Annotated in this window: 21 protein-coding genes; 11 read left to right on the top strand and 10 right to left on the bottom strand. The window is 65.8% G+C overall.

What is annotated here, in order from left to right; translation table 11 throughout:
* The first annotated feature begins 9 nt into the window (after positions 1 to 9).
* Positions 10 to 903 (top strand): hypothetical protein, encoded by an 894-nt coding sequence (locus tag EYE42_RS15460; RefSeq protein WP_130992210.1) that lies wholly within the window; start codon positions 10 to 12, stop codon positions 901 to 903.
* A gap of 64 nt (positions 904 to 967) precedes the next feature.
* Here EYE42_RS15460 and EYE42_RS15455 read toward each other — a convergent pair whose 3' ends face one another.
* On the bottom strand, positions 968 to 1,549 hold the full coding sequence (locus EYE42_RS15455; protein WP_130992209.1) for an NADPH-dependent FMN reductase: 582 nt from the start codon (positions 1,547 to 1,549) through the stop codon (positions 968 to 970).
* A gap of 150 nt (positions 1,550 to 1,699) precedes the next feature.
* Here EYE42_RS15455 and cobT point away from each other — a divergent pair, with 150 nt between their 5' ends.
* Positions 1,700 to 3,562, top strand: coding sequence for a cobaltochelatase subunit CobT (gene cobT, locus EYE42_RS15450; RefSeq protein ID WP_130992208.1), 1,863 nt, complete (start codon positions 1,700 to 1,702; stop codon positions 3,560 to 3,562).
* Between the two features lie 43 nt (positions 3,563 to 3,605).
* On the opposite strand, the gene EYE42_RS15445 is transcribed toward cobT, so the two are convergent.
* Both EYE42_RS15445 and EYE42_RS15440 read right to left on the bottom strand, forming a co-directional pair.
* Positions 3,606 to 4,409 (bottom strand): NAD-dependent epimerase/dehydratase family protein, encoded by an 804-nt coding sequence (locus EYE42_RS15445; protein ID WP_130992207.1) that lies wholly within the window; start codon positions 4,407 to 4,409, stop codon positions 3,606 to 3,608.
* The gene (locus tag EYE42_RS15440) at positions 4,409 to 5,302 is read right to left on the bottom strand and encodes a glycosyl transferase (RefSeq protein ID WP_246020851.1); all 894 of its coding nucleotides are present in this window, start codon (positions 5,300 to 5,302) and stop codon (positions 4,409 to 4,411) included. Before EYE42_RS15440 ends, EYE42_RS15445 begins: the two co-directional genes overlap by 1 nt.
* Before the next feature lie 132 nt (positions 5,303 to 5,434).
* On the opposite strand from EYE42_RS15440, the gene EYE42_RS15435 reads away from it, so the two are divergent.
* The 5 genes from EYE42_RS15435 to aspS all read left to right on the top strand — a co-directional run bounded on the left by EYE42_RS15435 (position 5,435) and on the right by aspS (position 10,805).
* Positions 5,435 to 6,814 carry an FAD-binding oxidoreductase gene (locus EYE42_RS15435; RefSeq protein WP_130992206.1) on the top strand — a complete coding sequence of 460 codons (1,380 nt, stop codon included), beginning with the start codon at positions 5,435 to 5,437 and terminating at the stop codon, positions 6,812 to 6,814.
* A 46-nt stretch (positions 6,815 to 6,860) separates the two neighbouring features.
* The gene (locus EYE42_RS15430; RefSeq protein WP_130992205.1) at positions 6,861 to 7,190 is read left to right on the top strand and encodes a hypothetical protein; all 330 of its coding nucleotides are present in this window, start codon (positions 6,861 to 6,863) and stop codon (positions 7,188 to 7,190) included.
* Between the two features lie 124 nt (positions 7,191 to 7,314).
* The gene (locus EYE42_RS15425) at positions 7,315 to 8,112 is read left to right on the top strand and encodes a glycoside hydrolase family 25 protein (protein WP_130992204.1); all 798 of its coding nucleotides are present in this window, start codon (positions 7,315 to 7,317) and stop codon (positions 8,110 to 8,112) included.
* Positions 8,085 to 8,741: a CPBP family intramembrane glutamic endopeptidase gene (locus tag EYE42_RS15420; RefSeq protein ID WP_130992203.1), complete on the top strand. Its 657-nt coding sequence runs from the start codon at positions 8,085 to 8,087 to the stop codon at positions 8,739 to 8,741. Before EYE42_RS15425 ends, EYE42_RS15420 begins: the two co-directional genes overlap by 28 nt.
* 60 nt (positions 8,742 to 8,801) lie before the next feature.
* Positions 8,802 to 10,805 carry an aspartate--tRNA ligase gene (aspS, locus tag EYE42_RS15415; RefSeq protein ID WP_130992202.1) on the top strand — a complete coding sequence of 668 codons (2,004 nt, stop codon included), beginning with the start codon at positions 8,802 to 8,804 and terminating at the stop codon, positions 10,803 to 10,805.
* An 18-nt stretch (positions 10,806 to 10,823) separates the two neighbouring features.
* Here aspS and EYE42_RS15410 read toward each other — a convergent pair whose 3' ends face one another.
* On the bottom strand, positions 10,824 to 11,558 hold the full coding sequence (locus EYE42_RS15410) for a response regulator (protein WP_425466573.1): 735 nt from the start codon (positions 11,556 to 11,558) through the stop codon (positions 10,824 to 10,826).
* Positions 11,559 to 11,692: 134 nt separating this feature from the next.
* On the opposite strand from EYE42_RS15410, the gene EYE42_RS15405 reads away from it, so the two are divergent.
* The gene (locus EYE42_RS15405) at positions 11,693 to 11,962 is read left to right on the top strand and encodes a DUF1467 family protein (RefSeq protein ID WP_130992201.1); all 270 of its coding nucleotides are present in this window, start codon (positions 11,693 to 11,695) and stop codon (positions 11,960 to 11,962) included.
* Here EYE42_RS15405 and EYE42_RS15400 read toward each other — a convergent pair.
* From EYE42_RS15400 to EYE42_RS15390, 3 genes are read right to left on the bottom strand one after another with little or no spacing between them, the layout of a single operon-like run.
* Complete coding sequence (locus EYE42_RS15400; protein WP_246020850.1) at positions 11,919 to 12,635, bottom strand: EI24 domain-containing protein; 717 nt, start codon at positions 12,633 to 12,635, stop codon at positions 11,919 to 11,921. The genes EYE42_RS15405 and EYE42_RS15400 overlap by 44 nt on opposite strands.
* Positions 12,632 to 13,204, bottom strand: a complete 573-nt coding sequence (locus EYE42_RS15395; RefSeq protein ID WP_130992200.1) for a nitroreductase family protein — start codon at positions 13,202 to 13,204, stop codon at positions 12,632 to 12,634. The genes EYE42_RS15400 and EYE42_RS15395 overlap by 4 nt, the downstream gene beginning before the upstream one ends.
* A 58-nt stretch (positions 13,205 to 13,262) precedes the next feature.
* Positions 13,263 to 13,502, bottom strand: coding sequence for a hypothetical protein (locus EYE42_RS15390; RefSeq protein ID WP_130992199.1), 240 nt, complete (start codon positions 13,500 to 13,502; stop codon positions 13,263 to 13,265).
* A 151-nt stretch (positions 13,503 to 13,653) separates the two neighbouring features.
* Between EYE42_RS15390 and EYE42_RS15385 the strand changes: the two genes are divergently transcribed.
* Both EYE42_RS15385 and EYE42_RS15380 read left to right on the top strand, forming a co-directional pair.
* Positions 13,654 to 14,418 (top strand): M48 family metallopeptidase, encoded by a 765-nt coding sequence (locus EYE42_RS15385; protein WP_130992198.1) that lies wholly within the window; start codon positions 13,654 to 13,656, stop codon positions 14,416 to 14,418.
* A gap of 303 nt (positions 14,419 to 14,721) precedes the next feature.
* Positions 14,722 to 15,069: a hypothetical protein gene (locus tag EYE42_RS15380; protein WP_130992197.1), complete on the top strand. Its 348-nt coding sequence runs from the start codon at positions 14,722 to 14,724 to the stop codon at positions 15,067 to 15,069.
* Positions 15,070 to 15,075: 6 nt separating this feature from the next.
* Here EYE42_RS15380 and ilvN read toward each other — a convergent pair whose 3' ends face one another.
* From ilvN to EYE42_RS15365, 3 genes are all read right to left on the bottom strand, one after another.
* The gene (gene ilvN, locus EYE42_RS15375) at positions 15,076 to 15,636 is read right to left on the bottom strand and encodes an acetolactate synthase small subunit (RefSeq protein WP_130992196.1); all 561 of its coding nucleotides are present in this window, start codon (positions 15,634 to 15,636) and stop codon (positions 15,076 to 15,078) included.
* A gap of 63 nt (positions 15,637 to 15,699) precedes the next feature.
* Positions 15,700 to 17,454 carry an acetolactate synthase 3 large subunit gene (locus EYE42_RS15370; RefSeq protein ID WP_130992195.1) on the bottom strand — a complete coding sequence of 585 codons (1,755 nt, stop codon included), beginning with the start codon at positions 17,452 to 17,454 and terminating at the stop codon, positions 15,700 to 15,702.
* Between the two features lie 142 nt (positions 17,455 to 17,596).
* A complete protein-coding gene (locus EYE42_RS15365) occupies positions 17,597 to 18,436 on the bottom strand; it encodes an arginyltransferase (RefSeq protein ID WP_130992194.1) in 840 nt (279 codons plus the stop codon).
* 193 nt (positions 18,437 to 18,629) lie between these two features.
* On the opposite strand from EYE42_RS15365, the gene EYE42_RS15360 reads away from it, so the two are divergent.
* Complete coding sequence (locus EYE42_RS15360) at positions 18,630 to 21,440, top strand: [protein-PII] uridylyltransferase family protein (RefSeq protein WP_130992224.1); 2,811 nt, start codon at positions 18,630 to 18,632, stop codon at positions 21,438 to 21,440.
* Positions 21,441 to 21,557 lie beyond the last annotated feature (117 nt).

Genomic DNA, 21,557 nt, shown 5'->3' with positions numbered 1-21,557 from the left:
GGGGCATCCATGGCTGACCCGCAGATGTCGCAGAATGCCGCCCGTTTGTCCGAGGATATCGGCGACGTCCTGTCCGCCATCCGCCGCATGATCGCCGATGACGACGCCCTGAGCCATGCGCGCGACCGGGTCCGGTCGGAACGCACGTCCGGGCTTGCAGAGGTGATCCCGGACGACGCGGGCGAATTCCTGGCCCGTCGCCATGGCGGCAACGCGGCCTTGGCACGGCAGATGGTGGAAACCAACGCGCGTCCGACGCCCGCGCCTGTGATCGCCGATCCCGAAATCCGGCCTGCCATTCCACATTTCATCCTGCGTCCTGGCCCCAAGGTCGCGGCACCGGCCCCCGCAGCACCCGTTCCCGCAGCCGAGATTGCGCCCCTGCGTGTGAGCGCCGAACGCCGGGTCGACGATACAGCAGCGCAGAAACCATCCGGCTGGCGCGCCTGGCTGCGCCCCGAACCGGTCGAGCCTCAGGCTGTGGCGGCCAAGCCTGCCGATGCCTTTGAAAAGACGATGGCATCGCCGGCCGAGGAAGATTCCGACGATTTTGCCGAAGCCTTTGACTGGAAGGCGCGGATGCGTCCCGAGCTTGACGAGCCTGTCCAGGCGGTCGGGACGGCTTGCGGGACGGCGGATCAGCGCCTGTCGGGCTGGGCCTCGCCGCTGGACGCGTCGTCCGATCCCGTGGCCCGGCTTGCCGCCGAGGCTGCGGCCTTTGACGCCGAAATGCTGGCGCAGGCCGATGCGCGGGATGAGGAGCAGTCAATCCGCGACCTGCTGCGGGACATGGTGCAGGACGAACTGAATGGAGAACTGGGCGAACGGTTTTCCGCCAATCTCCGCGCGGTGATCCGCCGCGAGGTCGCGGCCGCCATCGACACTTATCTGGACCGCTTCTGATACCCGGAAAAGGCAGCGCCGGATGCGGCGCTGCCCCTGCCTTGCCAAGGGTTTCCGACGACGATCAGCCGCGGGCGGTTTGCAGCGTCTTGGCCCACCAGGCCAGTTCCTCCAGCATCGCCTTCAACGATCCTTCCAGATTGCCTTCGATCTCGGACATGGGGGCATCGGAGCCCAGCGGCGAGACCTTGAAGAAATCGCCCGCGCCGATATGCACGGCATTGCGCAGCGGCACCATCTGAAGCTCGATCCCGATCAGGCGCAGATGCTCCAGCGCCCGCGCGCCCCCCATGCTGCCATAGGCCAGCGCGCCGAACGGCTTGCGGTTCCATTCCTTGTAGGCCTGATCCAGGGCGTTCTTGAGCGCCCCGGTGATGGACCGGTTGTATTCGGCCACCACGAACACGAACCCGTCGAACCCGGCCAGCTTTTCCTGCCAGGCCACCGCGCGCGGATCGCTTGACGGCATCCACAGGTTCGACGCCGGTTCGTTGAAGAACGGCAGATCCTGGTTCCTGAGGTCGATCAGCTCGAAGTCGAGTTCGGCATGGTCGGCGACCTTGTCCATCAGCCAACCGGCAGGCTTGTCGGCAAAGCGGCTGTCGCGGGTGGAACTGATGATGACGCCAATGCGGGGCTTGGTCATGGAGATATCCTTTGGGGGTTCATTCAGGCCATCCTAGCGGCATTTTCGGGCCGGATGGGCAAAAGATCCATCGCCGCGGCGCACAGGCCACTGCGCGTTTTCGCACAACGGCCCTTGCCTGACCGATCCGGCGGTGGTCTATCAGGAACCATGAAGAAGTCCGACAATCCTGCCGATCCCTTCAAGAAGGCCCTGTCCGAGGCGACGCGCGCCCTGGCCGACGACCGCGATCTGAACGTCACCTTCAGCGCCGATCCCTCGGGCGTGGCGGGCGATACAATGCGCCTGCCGCAGGTCAGCCGCCGGATGGGCCGCGACGAGGTGTTGCAGGCCCGCGGCACCGCTGATGCCCTGGCGATGCGGATGCGCCACCACGACGCCGCAACCCACGCCCGCTTCGCCCCCGCCGGTCCCATGGCGCGCGAGTTGTACGAGGCGATGGAAACGGCCCGATGCGAGGCCCTGGGCGCGCGCGACATGCCGGGGGCGCTGTCGAACATCGACGCCCGCATCGGGGCGGATGCGGACAAAAAGGGCTATGGCCAGATCAAGGCCCCCGCCGATGCACCCCTTGCGGTCGCCGCCGGATACATCCTGCGGCAGGCGGCAACGGGCCGGGCCCTGCCTGCCGGGGCGCAGCATGTGGCCGACCTGTGGCGGCCCTTTGTCGAACAGCAGGCAGGCGGGTCGCTGTCCCACGTTGACGAGGTGCTGGGGGATCAGGCGGCCTTTGCGCGCCTGTCGCGCCAGGTCATCAGCGATCTGGGTTATGGCGACCAGCTTGGCGACGATCCCGACCTGCCGGATGAGGATGACGCTGACGAGAACGCCGAACAGGACGAGGAGGCGGGCGACAACCAGTCCCGCGACCAGGACGACAGCGAGGATTCGGACGCATCTGCCGAACGGTCGCAGGAACAGCAGCAGGACGAGCGTCAGGCCCAGGTCAGCATGGACGACCAGTCCGACGATGAGGCCGCCGACGAGGCCGAGATGTCCGAGGCGGACACGCCGCCCGACCTGCCGCCCCCCGTCAGCGATGCAAGCGCCGACTACAGGGTTTTTTCCCAAGGCTGGGATGAGGAGATCCGGGCCGAGGATCTGGCCGAGCCTGCCGAACTGGAACGGCTGCGGGCTTATCTGGACAAGCAGCTCGAACCCCTCCGCGGCGCGGTCAGCCGCCTGGCCAACAAGTTGCAGCGCCGGTTGCAGGCCCAGCAGAACCGCAGTTGGGAGTTCGACAAGGAGGAGGGCGTGCTGGACGCCGGCCGCCTGGCGCGCGTGGTGGCCAATCCGACGACGCCCCTGTCCTTCAAGATCGAAAAGGACACCGAATTTCGCGACACGGTGGTGACGCTGCTGATCGACAATTCGGGGTCGATGCGGGGCCGGCCGATTTCCATCGCGGCGATCTGCGCCGACGTTCTGGCCCGCACGCTGGAACGGTGCAGCGTCAAGGTGGAGATTCTGGGCTTCACCACGCGCGCATGGAAGGGCGGCCAGTCGCGCGAGGCCTGGTTGCAGGCGGGCCGGCCCGCGCAGCCGGGACGCCTGAACGACCTGCGCCACATCATCTACAAGCCGGCCGATGCCCCCTGGCGGCGGGTGCGCCCGAACCTGGGGCTGATGATGAAGGAGGGCCTGCTCAAGGAAAACATCGACGGCGAGGCTCTGGAATGGGCGCATCGGCGGCTGGTGCGGCGCACCGAGGCGCGCAAGATCCTGATGGTGATCTCCGACGGGGCGCCGGTGGACGATTCGACCCTTTCGGTCAATCCGGCGAACTATCTGGAAAAGCACCTGCGCGACGTGATCGCCATGGTCGAGAAGCGGCGCATGGTCGAACTGCTGGCGATCGGCATCGGCCACGATGTGACGCGGTATTACCAGCACGCTGTCACCATCACCGATGCCGATCAGTTGGCCGGAGCGATCACCGAACAACTGGCGGCCCTGTTCGACGCCGATCCGCGCAAGCGGGCGCGGGTGCTGGGCATGGCCCGGCGCGCCTGACGCGTCCCCTGGGGTCCAGAGCCGCATCGGCGCCCGGATATTTTCAGTGAAGAAGCAGGGGCAGGGTTGCGCGCAGCCTTGCCATGCCGCCGGGCCGCCAGCCAAGCGCGCGCAGCCGGTCGCAGCGCGGGATGCGCAAGGCTGCCAGATCCGCACGGGCCGGCAGGGGATGCGGGCAGCCGGTCAGTGACCGAACCTCGGCCAGCAGGTCGTGCCGGTCGAGGATCAGGTCGCTGCAATTGACCTGGGCGGGCGGCTCCGGGTGTTGCAGCAGCAGCAGGATCGCGGCGGCAAGGTCGTCGCCGTGGACCTCGGTCGCGATGCGGGACAGGACAGGGCGGCCCGCACGATAATCGTCGAACAGGGCGCGCCATTTCTCGGGCCGGCCGTAAACCCCGGTTGCCCGGACGGCGCTGCCCCTGATGGAAAGGCTGGCAAGATGCGCCTCGGACTCGGCCTTGACCCGGCCATACAGGTTGACCGGCCGCGCAGGCAGATCGTCAGGCAGGTCCGTGCCCGGAGGATAGCCGTCATGAACCGCGCGCGACGACAGAAACACGATCCGGCCCACACCGTCCCGGACGGCCGCCTTGAACAGCCGGGCCGTGCCCTCGCGGTTCAGGTGCAGAAAGCCGTCGGGATCGTCGCCCTCGCCCCCGCGATAGCGACCCGGCGCATGGGCAAAGGCGCAATGGATCAGGGCGTCATGTCCCGACAGGTCGGGGGCGTCGCCCAGACAAAAGCCGGTCTGGCGGTCCAGCCGGGTCACCGAATGCCCCGCCCCCCGTGCCGCGCGCAGGACAAACCCGCCGACGATGCCCGAGGCGCCTGTCAGCGCGATTCGCATCAGGCCGCCGGGCGGGCCTGCGCCGCAAGGTCGGGAACCGGCTGGCCTTCGGCGATGGCGCGCCACAATTCGATCAGCGGGCGCAGCAGGTGGGCCTTGCCATGATCCTGCCACGGCTTTTCGTACTGGAAATGCAGAATGCGGATATCTTCCCAGCTCCACAGTTCCGGCATGTTGATCCAGACGTATTGCAGCATGTTGTGATGGATCGACAGGCCCTGCCAGTCGGGGAAATAGTCCTGAAGAAAGGTCTGGTCGGTGCGCCGCCAGAAGATCCCCGGCCGGTCCAGATGCGCCAGCATGGCGTTGAAGGTGCGGATGGCGGGACGGGCGGTGAAAACGCCCGAATTCATGCGGTGGAAGCCGTCCAGACCGTCATAGACATTGGGCGCGGCGCAGAATTCGGGCAGGCCGAACAGCTTTTCCACCGGCCGCAACACCACGGCATCGGCGTCGATGAACACGCAGCGGTCATAATCCAGTTGCCACAGGCGCAGCTTGACGAAATTGTCCAGGGGCGTGTGGAAGTCGGGCTTGCCGCCGCGGGTGAAGGCCGCGCGGGCGTGCAGGGCATCGCGGGCGTGCAGGCGGTCGAACCCTTCGCTCGTGGGCAGCAGGTCGGCCTGGATCAGCCTTGCGCCATGGGCGCGCAGCCGGGCCAGATGGGCAGGCCCAAGTCCGCGATGCATGACCACCAGATCGGCCCGCGTCCCGGTCAGCTTCAGGGACCGCAACAGGGCCTCGGCCCCCGGAAGATAGTCGGGATTGGTGACAAGGGTGGCATAGGCATGGTCCGCCGTGGCCCGCCGTTCGGCGCTCAGACCGTCAGGCAGGGCGTTGCGGCCCAGACGCGGGGCGGCGGGATAGAGCGGTGAAATCCGGAGGTTATCCATCAAGAAATCCTGGAGATCCGAAGTCTGGGGCGACCGTATGGCGCTTTTGCGTGGCTTTCATGACAGAACGCGATAGGGTTTGCCAAGGTTCATGCGCAAGCTAACCTGCGGAATGCAACCGGAGAAACATCCATGAGCCTGCCCGACGCCCTTTCCTTTGGCCTGCGTGGCATCCTGGAAACACGTTTGTCGCTGACGGCGGCGGATCGCGGCCACCATGCGCAGTCCGAAAGCTTTCATCGCTCGGGCCTGCCGGATGCCGTGGCCTGGCCTGAAACGGCTGAAGAGGTCGCGGCGATCCTGTCGGCCTGCAATGACGCGCGCGTGCCGGTGGTGGCCTGGGGCACGGGAACCTCGCTAGAAGGTCATGCGCTGCCGGTGCGGGGCGGGCTGTCGCTGGATCTGTCGCGCATGAACCGGGTCCTGGACATCCGCGCGGGCGACATGCAGGCGACCGTGCAGCCCGGCGTCACGCGCGAGGCGCTGAACACCGAACTGCGCGCGACGGGGCTGTTCTTTCCCGTCGATCCGGGGGCCAATGCGTCACTGGGCGGCATGGCCGCGACGCGGGCCAGCGGCACAACGGCGGTGCGATACGGCACCATGCGCGACAACGTGCTGGCCCTGCAGGTTGTGCTGGCCGACGGGCGGATCATCCGCACCGGCACGCGGGCCGCGAAATCCAGCGCCGGATACGACCTGACCGGGCTGTTCGTCGGGTCCGAAGGCACGCTGGGCGTCATCACGGAACTGACCCTGCGGCTGCAGGGCCAGCCCGAGGATGTTGCCGCCGCCGTCTGCGCCTTCGACAGCCTGGATCATGCCGTCGAATGCGTCAGCGCGACCATGCAGTCGGGCATCCCCATGGCGCGGATCGAATTCGTCGATGCCGCCGCCGCCCGGGCCTTCAACCTGCATTCCGGCAGCGCCATGGCCGAGCGGCCGCATCTGATGGTCGAGTTTCACGGCAGCCCCGGCGCGGTGCGCGAGGATGCCGCGCGGTTCGGCGAGATCGCGGCGGAATTCGGCGCCCAGGGGTTTGACTGGGCCGCCCTGCCCGAAGACCGCGCCCGGCTGTGGCGGATGCGGCATGGCGCCTATCACGCCTGCCTGGCGCTGAGGCCCGGGGCTTCGGGGCTGGTCACCGATGTCTGCGTCCCCATGTCGCATCTGCCCGCCGCCGTTCAGGCCGCCGCCGACGACATCGCCGCCGAGGGCCTGATCGGTCCCATCCTGGGCCATGTCGGCGACGGCAATTTCCATTCCCTCCTGCTGGTCGATCCGGGCAACCCGGACGAGATCGCCGCCGCCAAGCGCATTGCCACCCGCATGGCCGAACGGGCCCTGGCGGTGGGCGGCACCATCACGGGCGAACATGGCATCGGGATCGGCAAGCGGGGATTGATGGCGGCCGAACATGGCGAGGGGTGGCACCTGATGGGCCAGATCAAGGCCGCGCTTGATCCCCATGACATCCTGAACCCCGGAAAGCTGGTTCCGGACCGGAACTGATACGGGGGCGGTTCGTTGATCCGCCACATGTTTTCAGGAGAATGCCATGTCCCATAACAGCAACGACGTCGGTCGCTCGGCCAGCCGCCATCGTCCGGCCCTTATCGCGATCGCCGTGGCCCTGCTGGTGGCGTTCCTGGCCTTTGTGGTCTTTCGTCCCGGCGTGGACGAACAGAATGACGGGTTGGCCACCACCCCGCCGCCGGCGGGCACCCCCACCACGACAGCCGAGGGCACCGACGGAACGGCCCCGCCTGTGGTATCGCCCGAGGGGCTGCCCGAGCCGGCATCCGAGTCCGTCCGCGGAACCGAAGCCGCCCCGGAAACCGCCGATGTGCCCCCGGCGGCACAGGACGCCCCGCCTGCCAGCCAGTAAGGCCCAGCCGGCCAGCAAGGTGTTGACAGCCTCGTGATCGCCGCATCCGGGTGACTTTTCCCGAAAGCCTTGCCATAAGCCGCCAAAGGGCATGTCAAATGCCGCGAGCAGGCCGAGGGGCAGGATGCGGACGATCAACGGGATACTTCTGGGGCTGATGCTGGTGCTGGCGGTTGCCTGTTCCCGCACCCCCGAACGGGGCGGATATCGACCGGCACCGGCGCCGGGGCCGGGCGCGAATGCGCAACTGGGCGATTCGGCGCCCCATTCCTGGAACGGGCGCGGTCCCTATGGGCATGAGGTCCATGGCATCGACGTGTCGCGCTGGCAGGGCGACATCGACTGGGAACGGGTCCGCAACGCCGGGATCAGCTTTGCCTTCATCAAGGCGACCGAGGGCGGCGATCACTACGATCCCGGCTTTCAACGCTATTGGCGCGAAGCGGCTGCCGCGCGCATCCCGCGCGGGGCTTATCACTATTTCTATTTCTGCCGCACGGGGGCCCAGCAGGCGGCCTGGTTCATCCAGCAGGTTCCGCGCGAGATCGGATCGCTGCCGCCGGTGATCGACCTGGAATGGACCAATTCCCAGACCTGCCCGCGCCGCCCCCCTCCGCACGAGATTAAGCGCGAGGCCGCGATCTTCATGGAGATCGTCGGTCGCCATTACGGCCAGCGGCCGATCATCTATACCACCGTCGATTTCTATCGCGACAACCGTCTGGGCGACATGCGGGCGGAATTCTGGCTGCGGTCGGTGGCGAACCACCCAAGCGTGCCCTATCCGGGACAGCGCTGGGCCTTCTGGCAATACACCGGGACCGGCATCGTGCCGGGCATCCGGGGCAACACCGACCTGAACGCCTTTGCGGGGTCGCGCGCGGACTGGGTGCGATGGCTGCAAGCCCGCCTGACGCGGTAAGGCCCCGGTTCTGGCTGGGGGCCGAGTTCGCGGCGCTCTATGTCGGGGCACCGCTGGCCATTGCGCTGTTCATGCCCGGTCATCTGCTGTTCGAGGCGCTGGCGGTCTTTTCGGGGATCGGCCTGTTGCTGCTGTGGCGCACCGGCGGATTCGGCTTCCGGTCCCTGGTCCGGGGGTGGAGCAGGATGCCCTGGCGCGAGGTTCTGGCCCTGTCCGTCCTGACCGTGCTGGCGGGCGTGGCGATCCTGTCCGTCACCCATCCCGAACGGCTGTTCGCCCTGCTGCGGTCGGGGATGCTGCCGGTGATCTGGGTGTTCTATCCGATCCTGTCGGCATTGCCGCAGGAACTGATCTTTCGGCCGCTGTTCTTTCACCGCTACGCCCCCCTGATGCCGGCAGGGCAGGGGGCCATCGCCCTGAACGCCACGATCTTTTCCTTTGCGCATCTGATGTACTGGTCCTGGGTCGTGGCGGTTCTGACCTTTGTGGGCGGCTGGATCTTTGCGCGCGCCTATCTGCGCTTCGGCTTTCCCGCCGCCTGGCTGCTGCATGCGCTGACCGGGAACCTGCTGTTCACCGTGGGCATGGGCGCCTATTTCTATACCGGCAACGTGGTGCGGCCCTTTTGAACCGGTTGACTTCCCGTCCCCGCCGCGCTTGATGCACGGCGGATTATTCGGGGAACCACCATGCACGCCTATCGCAGCCATACCTGCGGCGACCTGACCGCCGCCCATGCGGGTGAAACCGTCCGCCTGTCGGGCTGGGTTCACCGGGTCCGCGACCACGGCGGCGTGCTGTTCGTGGACCTGCGCGACCATTACGGCATGACGCAGGTGCTGGCCGACAGCGACAGCCCCGCCTTTGCCGCCATGGACCGGTTGCGCGCCGAAACCGTGGTGCGCATCGACGGCCGGGTGAAACTGCGCGACGCGTCGCTGGTGAATGCGAAACTGCCCACCGGCGAGATCGAGGTCTATGCGACCGAGATCGAGGTGCTGGGCCCCGCGGACGAACTGCCGCTGCCGGTCTTCGGTGACCAGGAATACCCCGAGGAAACCCGGCTGGCCTATCGCTTCCTCGACCTGCGCCGCGAAAGCCTGCACGACAACATCATGCTGCGGTCCAGGGTGATCCGGTCGATCCGCAACCGCATGTGGGATCAGGGTTTCACCGAATTCCAGACCCCGATCATCACCGCATCCTCGCCGGAGGGCGCGCGCGATTTCCTGGTGCCGTCGCGCCTGCATCCGGGCAAGTTCTATGCCCTGCCGCAGGCCCCCCAGCAGTTCAAGCAGTTGATCATGGTCGCGGGCTTCGACAGGTATTTCCAGATCGCGCCCTGCTTTCGCGACGAGGATCCGCGCGCCGACCGCAGCCCCACGGATTTCTATCAACTGGACATGGAGATGTCCTTTGTGGAACAGGAGGACGTGTTCGCCACCATCCAGCCGGTGATCCAGGGGGTGTTCGAGGAGTTCGGCACCAAGCCTGATGGGACTCACCGCCCGGTCGATGCCGACTGGCCGCGCATTCCCTATGCCGAGGCGCTGTTGAAATACGGCACCGACAAGCCCGACCTGCGCAACCCGATCGAGATGCAGGTGGTCAGCGACCATTTCCGCGGATCTGGCTTCGGCATCTTCGCCAAGCTGCTGGAGCAGGACGGGATCGAGATCCGCGCGATCCCCGCGCCGGGCGGCGGGTCGCGCAAGTTCGCGGATCGGATGAACGCGTTTGCCCAGGCGCAGGGGCTGCCGGGGATGGGGTATATCTTCTGGAGAACAGGAACTAATGATGAAGGGCTAGGCAGTTCTGAATACGAGCAATTCGTTGCAGGCATTGAGCAAGGCGATATTCCCGCAAACCTTCGTCAACAAATAATCGAAAGTTTCCGAACTTCAGAACCCCAGAAGGAAGCACTTACAAAGATTCAGCGTCTTTCATCCAGTGGCGACGCGCTTGACAAATTGGAGGCGAAGTCTCTTGCAGAAAGGTGCTTTGCATATACTCGGCTTGAAGCCGCAGGCCCCATCGCCAAGGCCCTCGGCCCTGAAAAAACCGAAGCCATCCGCACCCAGCTTGGCCTGGGCGAGGGCGATGCCGTCTTCTTCCTCGGCGGCAAGCCCGAGCAGTTCGAGGCTGTCGCGGGCCGGGCCCGCACCGAGATCGGCCGGGAATTGGGCCTGATCGACGAGAACCAGTTCAAATTCGCCTGGATCGTCGATTTTCCGATGTACGAAAAGACCGACGACGGGAGGATCGACTTCAGCCACAACCCGTTTTCCATGCCGCAGGGGGGCTTGGAGGCGTTGAACGGCGATCCGTTGCAGGTGAAGGGATACCAGTACGATCTTGCCTGCAACGGCTATGAACTGATTTCCGGCGCGATCCGCAACCACAAGCCCGAGATCATGTTCAAGGCCTTTGAACTGGCCGGCTATCCGGCGTCCGAGGTGGAAAAACGCTTTGGCGGCATGGTCAAGGCGTTCCGCTATGGCGCGCCGCCGCACGGCGGCTGCGCGGCCGGCATCGACCGGATCGTGATGCTGCTGGCCGACGAGGCGAACATCCGCCAGGTCATCATGTTCCCGATGAACCAGCGGGCCGAGGATCTGATGATGGGCGCCCCGTCGGAACCCACCAACGAACAGTTGCGCGAATTGCGCCTGCGCGTCCTGCCCAGGGAATGACCGGCCTGTCGCGGGGGTTTACAGCCCCGCGACCGCCGCCAGCCGTTCATGGACAAGGCCGCTGATCCGCGCCAGGTCGCTGGCGAGGCCGTGGCCCGCATCGCGGTCGCGCGCCAAGGCGGTGGCCGCCGCCTCCAGCACCGGGTCATGGGCCGACCGGGCGATACCCGCCAGGAAATGGGCAATGTAATCGACCGCCGCCGTATCCTGCGCGCTGGACAGGATCTCGGCCACATGGGCCAGGTCGTCGCGCAGGCCCGAAGCATCGGGCTGGATCACCTCGTCGGGAAGGATGCGCAGGCCGATGCCGCGCGTTTCGGCCGGCAGCGCCTGAAGGATCATCTGCTGGAACACCGCCAGGCTTTCGATGGGCTTGGCCATGAACCCGTCCGCCCCCGCCGCCAGCGCCACATCGGCCAGGTCCGGATCGCCCGAAATACCCAGCAGCACCGGAACCCGAGGCTCGGTCGTGGCAATCTGCCGGATCAGCCCGGCACCGTCCCCATCGGGCAGGCCCAGATCCACGATCACCACCGCGGGGCGGTAGGTCTGCAAGTGGCGCTGCGCGGACCGCAGGCAGTCGGCCCGCCTGATCCGCGCGCCCGACCGCAGGCACAAAAGCCGCACCGCCTCGCTGGCAAAGCGCGAATCCTCGACCACCAGAACGGTCAGTCCGGTCAGGGGGCGGTTCGGCAGCGCAACCCGCCACAAGGGGATCGGGTCGATCATGTCGGAAGCAATGTCTTTCTGCATGTCGGTTATCCTTGCCGGTATTGCCCCTTCAGTTAGCGGTCGATTCGCTAAGAAGCGGTTAACTTGGCGGGGTTTTCCTTTCCTCGAGATACGGAAGGCCCTAGAAGCGCGAAAACGATCACCAGGAGGATGCAATGAACCTGACCGGAGGAATCGTTCTTTACGCCGTGCTGTGGTTTCTGACGCTGTTCGTCGTGGTGATGATCGGCCCGCGCAGCCAGCAGGACGCAGGCGAGGTCGTGCCGGGAACCCCTGCCGGGGCGCCCGCCGACCTGCGATTGAAGGGCAAGCTGATCTGGACCACGGCTATCGCGGCTGTTTTCTGGGCTGTTCTGGCGACGATCATTCTGGGCGGCTTTATCAGCCGGGCCGATGTCGCGAACTTTGACCGGATTTTCCGCTGACCCCGTGGAACAGATGCGTAAAGGCCGCAGCCGCCAGCAACGGCACGGCAATGTTCACGACCGGAACGACCAGGGCCATCGCCACCAGAATGCCCATCAGCGTCACGCGCAGGCCATTCGCCTGGCGCAGCGCGGTCGCCTGCGGCTCGTCCAGGTGGCGGCGCGCGGCCATCTGGAAAAACTCCCGTCCCAGCAGCCAGCCATTCGCGCCAAACAGCAGAACCGGCGCCAGCGGGCCCAGGAACGGCGTCAGGACCAGCGACAGCACCGCCACGCCCAGGATCGCCAGAACCACCGCGACCGATTCCAGCAGGCCGTCCAGGAAATCCAGCGAGGCGCCCCGCCGCTGGGGATAGTGCGTCTCCTCGACCGCATCCGCCACGCGCTCGGCAAACAGACCGGCAAAGCCCGCCGCGACCGGTGCCATCAGGAACAGGCCCATCAGCGGGAACAGCGCCAGCGTTCCCCAGGACAGGGCCGCTCCGACATCCAGCGGCCCGAACCAGGGCAGGGACAGGTCGCCGGGCACGAACCGCCGGACTGCCCAGAAGACCGCCGCCTGCAGCACGACGAACAGCAGGATCGTCAGGGCCATGCCCGTCAGGACCAGGGTCAGGATGCGCGGACGCAACAGATCCAGCCAGCCCAGCGTCAGGGAACGGAGAACGATCATTCCAGCCAGCATGTCTTGGCCGCGATATCGGGACGCGGGCGCTCGGGCGGAGTTTCGCCCCGGCTGCCGAGATGGATCAGGCCCACGATCCGCTCGGCCGGGCCGATGCCCAGATGCGCCTGTCCGAATCCCCGGTCCAGGATCGCAGGCCCGGTCAGCCATGCCGCCCCCCAGCCCGAGGCGAGCGCCGCGTTGACCAGCCCCAGGCAGACCGCGCCTGCCGACAGGAACTGTTCCCATTCGGGAACCTTGTCGCTGGCGACCGGGGCCGACACCACCGCCACGATCACCGGCGAATCAAAGGCCGAGGCCGCCTTGTCCGCTGCCGCCTGGTCCAACCCGCCTGCCGACACATGATCGCGCAGGATCGGTCCCAGCCGGTCCAGCACCGCCCGCTCCAGCACGACGAACCGCCACGGCTCCAGCTTGCCATGGTCGGGGGTCCGGGCGGCAAGGGTCAACAGGCGCAGGATCTCGGCCCGGTCGGGGGCGGGCTGGCGCAGCATCTTTGGGGGGTGCGACCGTCGGGTGGCCAGAAACTCCACGGCGGCATCGTTGCGGTCGTTCATGCCATTCTCCTTTGCGCCCCGTTCTTTCGCAAACCGCCCTGCATCGCAAGGCCACAGGTCAGCCCCGTTCGATGCGGTAGTTTCCTTCGGGCAGGTTCAGCGCAAGGCGCAGTTCGGTCAACTGATGCATGGACAGAGTGACGCGCATCACCTGATCGTCGGGACCGACCTGTTCCAGAACCACGCGGTCGTCGAAGGACAGGATCACCACATCCTCGTTCAGGGGACCGGTGTCCGGATCGGCCTCGTCGATCAGGGTGATGACGGTGGCGTCGAAATCGTGCTCGATGGTGAACATCGCCAAGCTCCTTTGTGCCAATCGACATTCGCGTGATGTAAGGCTGGGGGCAAGCCGCGGGGTTTGCACGGCTTTCGCCAAAGCGATAAGATCGCGGCCAAAGGCAACGACCGCGTCACAGGCAGGGTGCGGCATCGGCAAGGGACAGGCGATGAAGCACGCATTGGCGGGTATGGCTGCGATTCTTCTGGGCTTGGCGGCCTGCGCGCCCCTGCCGGTCCAGCAGGCGCCGACGCCGACCGGTCCCTATGGCAGGCCTGCCGCCGCCCCGGCACTGGCCCCCGTGCTGACGAACGACGGAAGCCCGCAATCGGCGGCCCGGATGTTCGTGTCGGTCATGCGCAGGATGGAGCCCGCAGTCGAACGCGATTGCCTGCAACGGCGCACCCGGCCCATCAACTGCGATTTCCAGTTCGTTGTCGATGACCGCCCGGGGGTCGAGGCAAACGCGTTCCAGACGACCGATTCGACGGGGCGGCCCATCATCGGCTTTACGCTTTCGCTGATCGCACAGGCCCGCAACAGCGACGAGATCGCCTTTGTCGTGGGCCACGAGGCATCGCATCACGTGCTGAATCACCTGGACTACAAGGCGGGTGCGGCGGCGGCGGGGGCCGTGATTCTGGGCAGCATCGCGTCGGTTTACGGAAACAATCCCGATGCAATCGAGGCCGCGCAGCGGATCGGCGCTTCGGTCGGGTCGCGCTATTATTCCCGAGACTGGGAACTGGAGGCCGATTACCTGGGGGCGATCATGACGTTGAATGCGGGCTTCGATCCCATCAACGGGTCGCGATTCTTCGAGCGTATTCCGGATCCTGGCGACCATATCCTTGGAACGCACCCGTCGCGCGCTGCCCGACTGGCTCAGGTGCGCCAAGCGGTCGGCGACGTGCAGAGCGGCCGTTTCCGCTGATCCCCCCTTTCCATTCCGGCGCGTGTAATAAATTTGCAACAGATGAACAATCTGATTGGTCGAAAGGCAGTGGGTACAAAAAGAGAAAATAGTTCTTCCCTCAAAAAAATCCCAGTCTTTTCAGGGCAATGTGAAATTTCACAGACAATCTTGCTGCATGCGCAGATGCGCTTTTGGAAAAGTTCCGAAAAAAGAATCCCTGTCGGCGGAATTTTGCTTTCGTCACGTTAAACACATACATATGCTGCAAAGCTGACGATATGGGATGAAGTTGCCTGGCAAGGCCTCCGACTGGAGATGGGAATGATCGGCGTCATCGTTTGGAGCAGTGCAGACCGCGAAAAGGCGGTCATCTGGTGTGAGGATCACGCCGCGCTTGCCTATCTGCAGGGGCGGGAAAACCTGACCAACCCGGCCAACTGGCCCCAACCTGGCGATCTGGTCGAACTGGACAGCGAAATGGCCGGACAATTGCGCCATGCCCGGCGCGTTGCCCTGATTTCTGAACGGGAATACGCCCATCTTCCTGACCTGCTGCGCACCTCTACCCCGGCCGAGCCTGGCCTGCGCCTGGTCGCCTCTAATCCTGCGGTCGAGACGCGCTGCCGATCCCACGACGACGCCGAGCCACAGGTCGCCGTCGCCGGTTGACTGCGCTCACGTGCCCCGGGATAGGGCCGCCACTCCTGTCCGGGCCAATTCGCCTAGGCCCAGCGGTCGCATGAGATCGGCGAATGCATCCAGCTTTGACGGTGTGCCCACCAGTTCGAAGACAAAGCTTTCCAGCGTCGAATCGACCACATTGGCGCGAAAGATTTCGGCAATGCGCAGTGCCTCGACACGCTTTTCGCCTTGGCCGTGCACCTTGAACAGCCCCAGTTCCCGTTCCACCGCCGGCCCTTCGACCGTCAGGTCGTGAACCTCGTGAACCGGCACGATCCGGCCAAGCTGCGTCTTGACCTGGGCAATGACGGCGGGCGTGCCGCGCGTGACCAGGGTGATGCGCGACCGGTGGCCGGTGTGATCCACCTCGGCCACGGTCAGGCTGTCGATGTTGTAACCCCGCCCGGAAAACAGCCCGATCACGCGGGCCAGCACCCCTGGCTCGTTCTCGACCAGCACGGCAAGGGTGTGGGTTTCCTCGATCTGGCCGTTCGGATCGCGCAGGTCATACGCCGAATGGCTGGAGGCACCTTTCTGGAGGTTCAGAGCATTCATGGTTCCGCCTTCATCTTGGCATAAATATTCCGGGAGGCGTGGGGGCAGCGCCCCCACTGGCGGTCACACCAGCACGGCGCCTTCCGATTCGATCACCCCGAAGGTCGCCGCCTCGCCCAGCAGCATCTCGTTATGCGGCTTGCCCGAGGGAATCATGGGGAAACAGTTCTCGTGCTTCTCGACCAGGACATCCAGGATGAACGGGCCGTCGTAATCCAGCATTTGCTGGATCGCCGCATCCAGATCCTTGGGATCCCTGACCAGCGCACCCTTGCAGCCAAAGGCTTCGGCCAGCTTGACGAAATCGGGCAGGCTATCGGACCAGCTTTGGCTGTAGCGTTCGCCATGCAGCAATTGCTGCCACTGGCGGACCATGCCAAGGCGTTCGTTGTTCAGGATGAACTGCTTGACCGGCAGGCGGAACTGCACCGCGGTGCCCATTTCCTGCATGTTCATCAGCCAACTGGCATCGCCCGCGACGTTTATCACAAGCGCGTCGGGATGGGCCATCTGCACGCCGATGCTGGCCGGCAGACCGTAACCCATCGTCCCCAGTCCGCCCGAGGTCATCCAGCGATTCGGCTGATCGAAGTGCAGGTATTGTGCTGCCCACATCTGGTGCTGGCCGACCTCGGTCGCGATATAGCGGTCGCGGCCCTTGGTCAGCGCCTCCAGTCGTTCTAGCGCGTATTGCGGCTTGATGACCGTGTCGCTGTTCCGATAGGCAAGGCAATCCTTGGCCTTCCATCCCTCGATCTGCTGCCACCACTTGCTCAGGGCCGCGCTGTTGACCTTGCGGCCGCGCGATGTCCAGACCTTCAGAAGATCGTCCAGAACACTGCCCACGTCGCCGACGATGGGAATGTCCACATGGATCACCTTGTTGATGCTGGAGGGGTCGATGTCGATATGGGCCTTGACCGATTGCGGGCTGAAATCGGCCACCCGCCCGGTGATGCGGTCGTCGAAGCGGGCGCCGATATTGATCATCAGATCGCAGCCGTGCATCGCCAGGTTTGCCTCGTACAACCCGTGCATTCCCAGCATTCCCAGCCAGTTCCTGCCCGAGGCCGGATAGGCCCCCAGCCCCATCAGGGTCGAGGTGACGGGAAAGCCCGTCGCGTCGGCCAGTTCGCGCAAAAGCCGGCTGGCGTCCGGCCCGGAATTGATGACGCCACCGCCGGTGTACAGGATCGGACGTTCCGCCCCCTCGATCAGTTCGACCAGGCGGGTGATGGCATTCAGGTCGCCCTTGCGCACCGGCTGATAGCGCGCAGGCTCGATCTGCTTCGGCCCGACATAGGTGCCGGTCGCGAATTGCACATCCTTCGGAATATCGACCAGAACCGGCCCCGGCCGCCCCGAGGTGGCGACCTGGAACGCCTTGTGGATCGTTTCCGCCAGCCGTTCGGTGTCCTTGACCAGCCAGTTGTGCTTGGTGCAGGGCCGGGTGATGCCGACGGTGTCGGCCTCCTGGAACCCGTCGGTGCCGATCATGAAGGTCGGAACCTGGCCCGACAGCACGATCAGCGGGATTGAATCCAGCAGCGCGTCCGTCAGTCCGGTAACGGCATTCGTGGCCCCCGGACCAGACGTGACCAGCACGACCCCCGGCTTGCCGGTGGACCGGGCATAGCCCTCGGCCATGTGCACCGCACCCTGTTCGTGGCGGACCAGAACATGGGTGATGTCGTTCTGCTGGAACAGTTCGTCATAGATGGGAAGCACCGCCCCGCCCGGATAGCCGAATACCGTGTCAACGCCCTGATCGCGCAGGGCTTCGACAACCATTCTTGCACCCGTCATCGTTCGGGACATCGCATTTCCTCCATCAGGGCCGACGACACCGGCACCTGCCGGCGAGTCGGCGCAAACTATGGACGCCATAAGGCGGGGTCAATGGCCTGAAGCGGATAAAATGACGCAGAGCGCGCAAATTTTGTAATTTTCTTTCGTCCTGTCAGCGGCTGACATGGGGCAGGGCGATCCGCGCCACCTGTTCGACAATGGGATCGACCGAGAGGGGGTGGGCTTCGTTCGAATGAGCCTGCGGATCGCCGATATTCTGCCAGACCCCACCCTTGTAGATTTCCAGCGCCGAAAAGCGTGCCTTGTAATCCATCTTGCGGCTGCCGGGCACCCAATAGCCCAGATAGATATAGGGCAGCTTGGCGGCCCGCGCGATCTCGATATGGTCGAGGATCAGATATGTCCCCAGGCTCGCCGCCTGAAGGATCGGGTGATAGAAGCTGTAGACCAGGCTGAGACCGTCATCCAGCACATCCGTCAGGCAGACCGCGGCCAGAAAGTCGTCGCCTGGCGCCAGCCGTTCGGGCCGGTCCGCATTGCAGCGGTATTCGATCACCCGCGTCTTCACGGGCGTTTCCTCGATCATCGCGGCGAATTCGAAGATGTCCATGTCGGCCATTCCGCCATCGGCATGGCGGCTGTCCAGGTATCGCCGGAACAGGTCGAACTGTTCCTCGGTCGCCCAGGCGCTGGTGGCAAGCCGCCGCAGCCCCGCATTGCGCCGCAGCAGTCGGCGCTGGGTACGCGAAGGGTGGAAATCGGCCACCCGGATTCGCGCCGACATGCAGGCCACGCAGCTTTCGCAACTGGGACGGTACAGGACGTTCTGCGACCGGCGGAATCCCTGGCGCGAAAGGGCGTTGTTCATATCGGCCGCGCCATCGCCGTGCAGGGCCGTGAACAGCTTGCGTTCCGCGCGTCCGTGCAGATAGGGGCAAGGCTGCGGCGCGGTGACATAGAACTGGGGCGCATGGGGAAGGGTATGGCGCATCAGCAGCGGCCCTTGTCGCGGAGTGTCTTGTCAGAACTGATCATTCGCCGAGATGGATCCGCCTGCCGAACCGTGAAGATGTGCGAAAGCCTAGCAATGAATGGACTACGCGCCAAGCGGTGAAAGCGTTTAAGCTTAAGGACAATCTTGCGCTGTGTTGACGGCGCAGGGGCTTTGACTAAGCATGCCGCGCATGGACTTTGCCGCCCGCATGACCCGCCATCCCATTCCGGCCGATCCCGACCGGGCACGCCATGCGCTGTCTTTGTTTCCGCCGCTCGATCCCCGCCTGTCCGCCCTGATCGGCGGGGCTGCGGGATGCAGCCCTTATCTGGCGGGCCTGTTGCAGAAAGAGGCCGGCTGGGTGATCGGCGCGCTGGGTCACGACGATGTGGTCGCCCGCGAAACCCAAGGCTTGGCGGAACTGGACGCCGCGGATCTGGCCGTGGCTCTGCGCCGGGCCAAGCGGCGGGTCGCGTTGCAAACCGCCCTGGCCGATCTGGGGGGCGTCTGGCCCCTGGAACAGGTCACGGGCACCCTGTCCGACCTGGCCGACCGTGCTGCCGATCTGGCCCTGCGGGTCCATGTGGCGCAGGAACGGCGGCGCGGCAAGCTGCCCGAAACCGGCGCGGACGCGGGCGGGCTGTTCGCCCTGGCGATGGGCAAGGGCGGCGCGCGCGAGCTGAACTACAGCTCGGACATCGACCTGATCGTGCTGTTCGATGAGACCGCCTATGCCGAGGCCGACCAGCAGGACGCGCGGGCGGCGCTGATCCGTGCCACCCGCAAGATGGCCGCGATGCTGTCCGAGGTGACGGAACACGGCTATGTCTTTCGCACCGACCTGCGGCTGCGGCCGGATGCCGCAGTCACGCCGGTCTGCATCTCGACCGCTGCGGCACTGGCCTATTACGAGGCCGAAGGGCGGACCTGGGAACGTGCCGCCTTCATCAAGGCGCGGGCGGCGGCGGGCGACATTGCGGCGGGCGAACGCTTTCTGCACGAGATGCGGCCCTTTGTGTGGCGCAAGCATCTGGACTTTGCGGCGATCCAGGATGCCCATGACATGCGCCTGCGCATCCGCGATCACAAGGGCCTGGGCGGACGGCTGGAAATTCCGGGCCACGACCTCAAGCTGGGCCGGGGCGGCATCCGGGAGATCGAATTCTTTACCCAGACCCGCCAGTTGATCGCCGGGGGACGCGATCCCGGTCTGCGCCAGCGCGACACGGTCGGCGGGCTGGCCGCGCTGGCGGACAGGGGCTGGCTTCCTGCGGATGTGGCGGCCGAACTGATCGGCCATTACCGCGAACATCGCGACATCGAACATCGTATCCAGATGGTGGGTGATACCCAGACCCACCGCGTTCCCAAGGATGCGGCGGGGGTGTCGGTGATCGCTGCCATGATGGGCCAGAACGATGCCGAAGGCTGGTGCGCGCGCCTGCGCCAGCGCCTGGATCATGTCCATGACCTGACCGAGTCATTTTTTGCACCCGGCGAGGCGCGTCAACGTCCCCCGATTTCCCCTGAATCCCAGGCGATCATCGACCGTTGGCAAACCTATCCGGCGCTGCGGTCGGCACGCGCCCGGCAGATCTTCAAACGGGTGGAACCCGAGCTTCTGTCCCGCCTGGCCAGGACCGGCCACCCGACCGAGGCCCTGAGCCGGTTCGACGGCTTTCTGTCCGGCCTGCCTGCGGGTGTGCAGATCTTCTCACTGTTCGAGGCCAATCCCCAACTGGTTGACCTGCTGGCGGATATCTGCGGCAGCGCGCCGGGCCTTGCCGCCTATCTGACCCGGCATCCGGTCGTGCTGGATGCGGTTCTGGGCGGCACGTTCTTTTCGCCCTGGCCGGGCGCGCAGGGCCTGCGCGCCGAGGCCGACCGGATTCTGCAAACCGCCCTGACCGAACCGGGCGGCGGTTACGAGGCCGCGCTGGACGCCATCCGCCGGTGGGCGCACGAATGGCATTTCCGCATCGGCGTCCATCACCTGCGCGGCCTGATCGACGCCGACGAGGCGGGCGTGCAATATGCCGATCTGGCCGATGCCGCCCTTGCGGCGCTGTTTCCGGTCGTCGCCGCCGATTTCGCACGCAAGCACGGCGTCCCGCCGGGCCGGGGGGCCGTGGTGTTGGCCATGGGCTCGCTGGGTGCGCGAAGCTTGAATGCAGGGTCGGATCTCGATCTGATCGTGATCTATGACGCAGGAGATACCGAGGGATCGGACGGGCCGCGTCCGTTGGCCGCGCGACCCTATTACGCCCGTCTGACCCAGGCGGTGATCACCGCCATTTCGGCCCTGACCGCCGAGGGGCGGCTTTACGAGGTGGACATGCGGCTGCGTCCCTCGGGCCGTCAGGGGCCGGTTGCCACCGCCATCGAGAGCTTTCGCAGCTATCAGATGGCCGAGGCCTGGACCTGGGAGCATCTGGCCCTGACACGCGCGCGGGTCGTGGCCACGGCGGGACAGGAGGCCGAGGCGCTGGGCAACGAGGTCGAGGCCCTGCGGCTGGAGGTTCTGCGCGAAAGGGGGTCCGACCAGCGGGTCATGCCCGATCTGGCCGACATGCGCGAGCGCATCTTTGCGGCAAGACCCATGGACGGCGCATGGGAGGCCAAGATCGGCCCCGGCCGCTTGCAGGACATCGACCTGCTGGCGCAATCCCTGGCGCTGCGCGCGGGCGATCCGGCGCGGGGCACCCTGGCGCAGCTTCGCGCGGGGCGTCGCGCCGGGCTGATGGCCGCCGCCGATGCCGACAGGCTTGCATCGACCTGGCGGTTCCTGTGGCGTCTGCATGCATCGGGGCGGTTGCTGACGGCCAAACCCCTGGACATGGACCATATCGGCCTGGGCGGACAGGATTTCCTGCTCCGCGAAAGCGGCGTTGCCTCGATCGCCGATCTGGCCAGCCGACTGCGCGATCACTGCGCCGCCGCCGCCGCGCTGATCGACGCGGCCCTGCCAGTCGAGACTGGCATCGCCCAGGCCGAAGGCTAGTGTCTGGACCCATAAACGGGATTCCCCGCTGGGCCGAAGTGTGATTCCCTGCGGTTTGAAGCAGGAGGACGGACATGGCTTCGGAGTTCTGGTTAAGCGACGCGCAGTTTGAACGGC

The organism is Paracoccus subflavus (assembly GCF_004310345.1).
Taxonomy (GTDB): domain Bacteria; phylum Pseudomonadota; class Alphaproteobacteria; order Rhodobacterales; family Rhodobacteraceae; genus Paracoccus; species Paracoccus subflavus.
Note: the sequence above shows the minus strand (reverse complement) of the source record. Positions and strands in the feature narration are given on the sequence as shown.

Excerpts from the sequence above, each read along its gene's own strand:
- EYE42_RS15380 (WP_130992197.1), top strand. The coding sequence starts at position 14,722 with ATGATCGGCGTCATCGTTTGGAGCAGTGCAGACCGCGAAAAGGCGGTC.
- EYE42_RS15445 (WP_130992207.1), bottom strand. The coding sequence starts at position 4,409 with ATGCGAATCGCGCTGACAGGCGCCTCGGGCATCGTCGGCGGGTTTGTC.
- EYE42_RS15405 (WP_130992201.1), top strand. The coding sequence starts at position 11,693 with ATGAACCTGACCGGAGGAATCGTTCTTTACGCCGTGCTGTGGTTTCTG.
- EYE42_RS15365 (WP_130992194.1), bottom strand. The coding sequence starts at position 18,436 with ATGCGCCATACCCTTCCCCATGCGCCCCAGTTCTATGTCACCGCGCCG.
- EYE42_RS15455 (WP_130992209.1), bottom strand. The coding sequence starts at position 1,549 with ATGACCAAGCCCCGCATTGGCGTCATCATCAGTTCCACCCGCGACAGC.
- EYE42_RS15360 (WP_130992224.1), top strand. The coding sequence starts at position 18,630 with ATGGACTTTGCCGCCCGCATGACCCGCCATCCCATTCCGGCCGATCCC.
- ilvN (WP_130992196.1), bottom strand. The coding sequence starts at position 15,636 with ATGAATGCTCTGAACCTCCAGAAAGGTGCCTCCAGCCATTCGGCGTAT.
- aspS (WP_130992202.1), top strand. The coding sequence starts at position 8,802 with ATGCACGCCTATCGCAGCCATACCTGCGGCGACCTGACCGCCGCCCAT.
- EYE42_RS15410 (WP_425466573.1), bottom strand. The coding sequence starts at position 11,558 with ATGCAGAAAGACATTGCTTCCGACATGATCGACCCGATCCCCTTGTGG.
- EYE42_RS15370 (WP_130992195.1), bottom strand. The coding sequence starts at position 17,454 with ATGTCCCGAACGATGACGGGTGCAAGAATGGTTGTCGAAGCCCTGCGC.
- EYE42_RS15440 (WP_246020851.1), bottom strand. The coding sequence starts at position 5,302 with ATGGATAACCTCCGGATTTCACCGCTCTATCCCGCCGCCCCGCGTCTG.
- EYE42_RS15400 (WP_246020850.1), bottom strand. The coding sequence starts at position 12,635 with ATGATCGTTCTCCGTTCCCTGACGCTGGGCTGGCTGGATCTGTTGCGT.
- EYE42_RS15430 (WP_130992205.1), top strand. The coding sequence starts at position 6,861 with ATGTCCCATAACAGCAACGACGTCGGTCGCTCGGCCAGCCGCCATCGT.
- EYE42_RS15435 (WP_130992206.1), top strand. The coding sequence starts at position 5,435 with ATGAGCCTGCCCGACGCCCTTTCCTTTGGCCTGCGTGGCATCCTGGAA.
- EYE42_RS15460 (WP_130992210.1), top strand. The coding sequence starts at position 10 with ATGGCTGACCCGCAGATGTCGCAGAATGCCGCCCGTTTGTCCGAGGAT.
- cobT (WP_130992208.1), top strand. The coding sequence starts at position 1,700 with ATGAAGAAGTCCGACAATCCTGCCGATCCCTTCAAGAAGGCCCTGTCC.
- EYE42_RS15420 (WP_130992203.1), top strand. The coding sequence starts at position 8,085 with ATGGCTGCAAGCCCGCCTGACGCGGTAAGGCCCCGGTTCTGGCTGGGG.
- EYE42_RS15395 (WP_130992200.1), bottom strand. The coding sequence starts at position 13,204 with ATGAACGACCGCAACGATGCCGCCGTGGAGTTTCTGGCCACCCGACGG.
- EYE42_RS15385 (WP_130992198.1), top strand. The coding sequence starts at position 13,654 with ATGAAGCACGCATTGGCGGGTATGGCTGCGATTCTTCTGGGCTTGGCG.
- EYE42_RS15390 (WP_130992199.1), bottom strand. The coding sequence starts at position 13,502 with ATGTTCACCATCGAGCACGATTTCGACGCCACCGTCATCACCCTGATC.
- EYE42_RS15425 (WP_130992204.1), top strand. The coding sequence starts at position 7,315 with ATGCGGACGATCAACGGGATACTTCTGGGGCTGATGCTGGTGCTGGCG.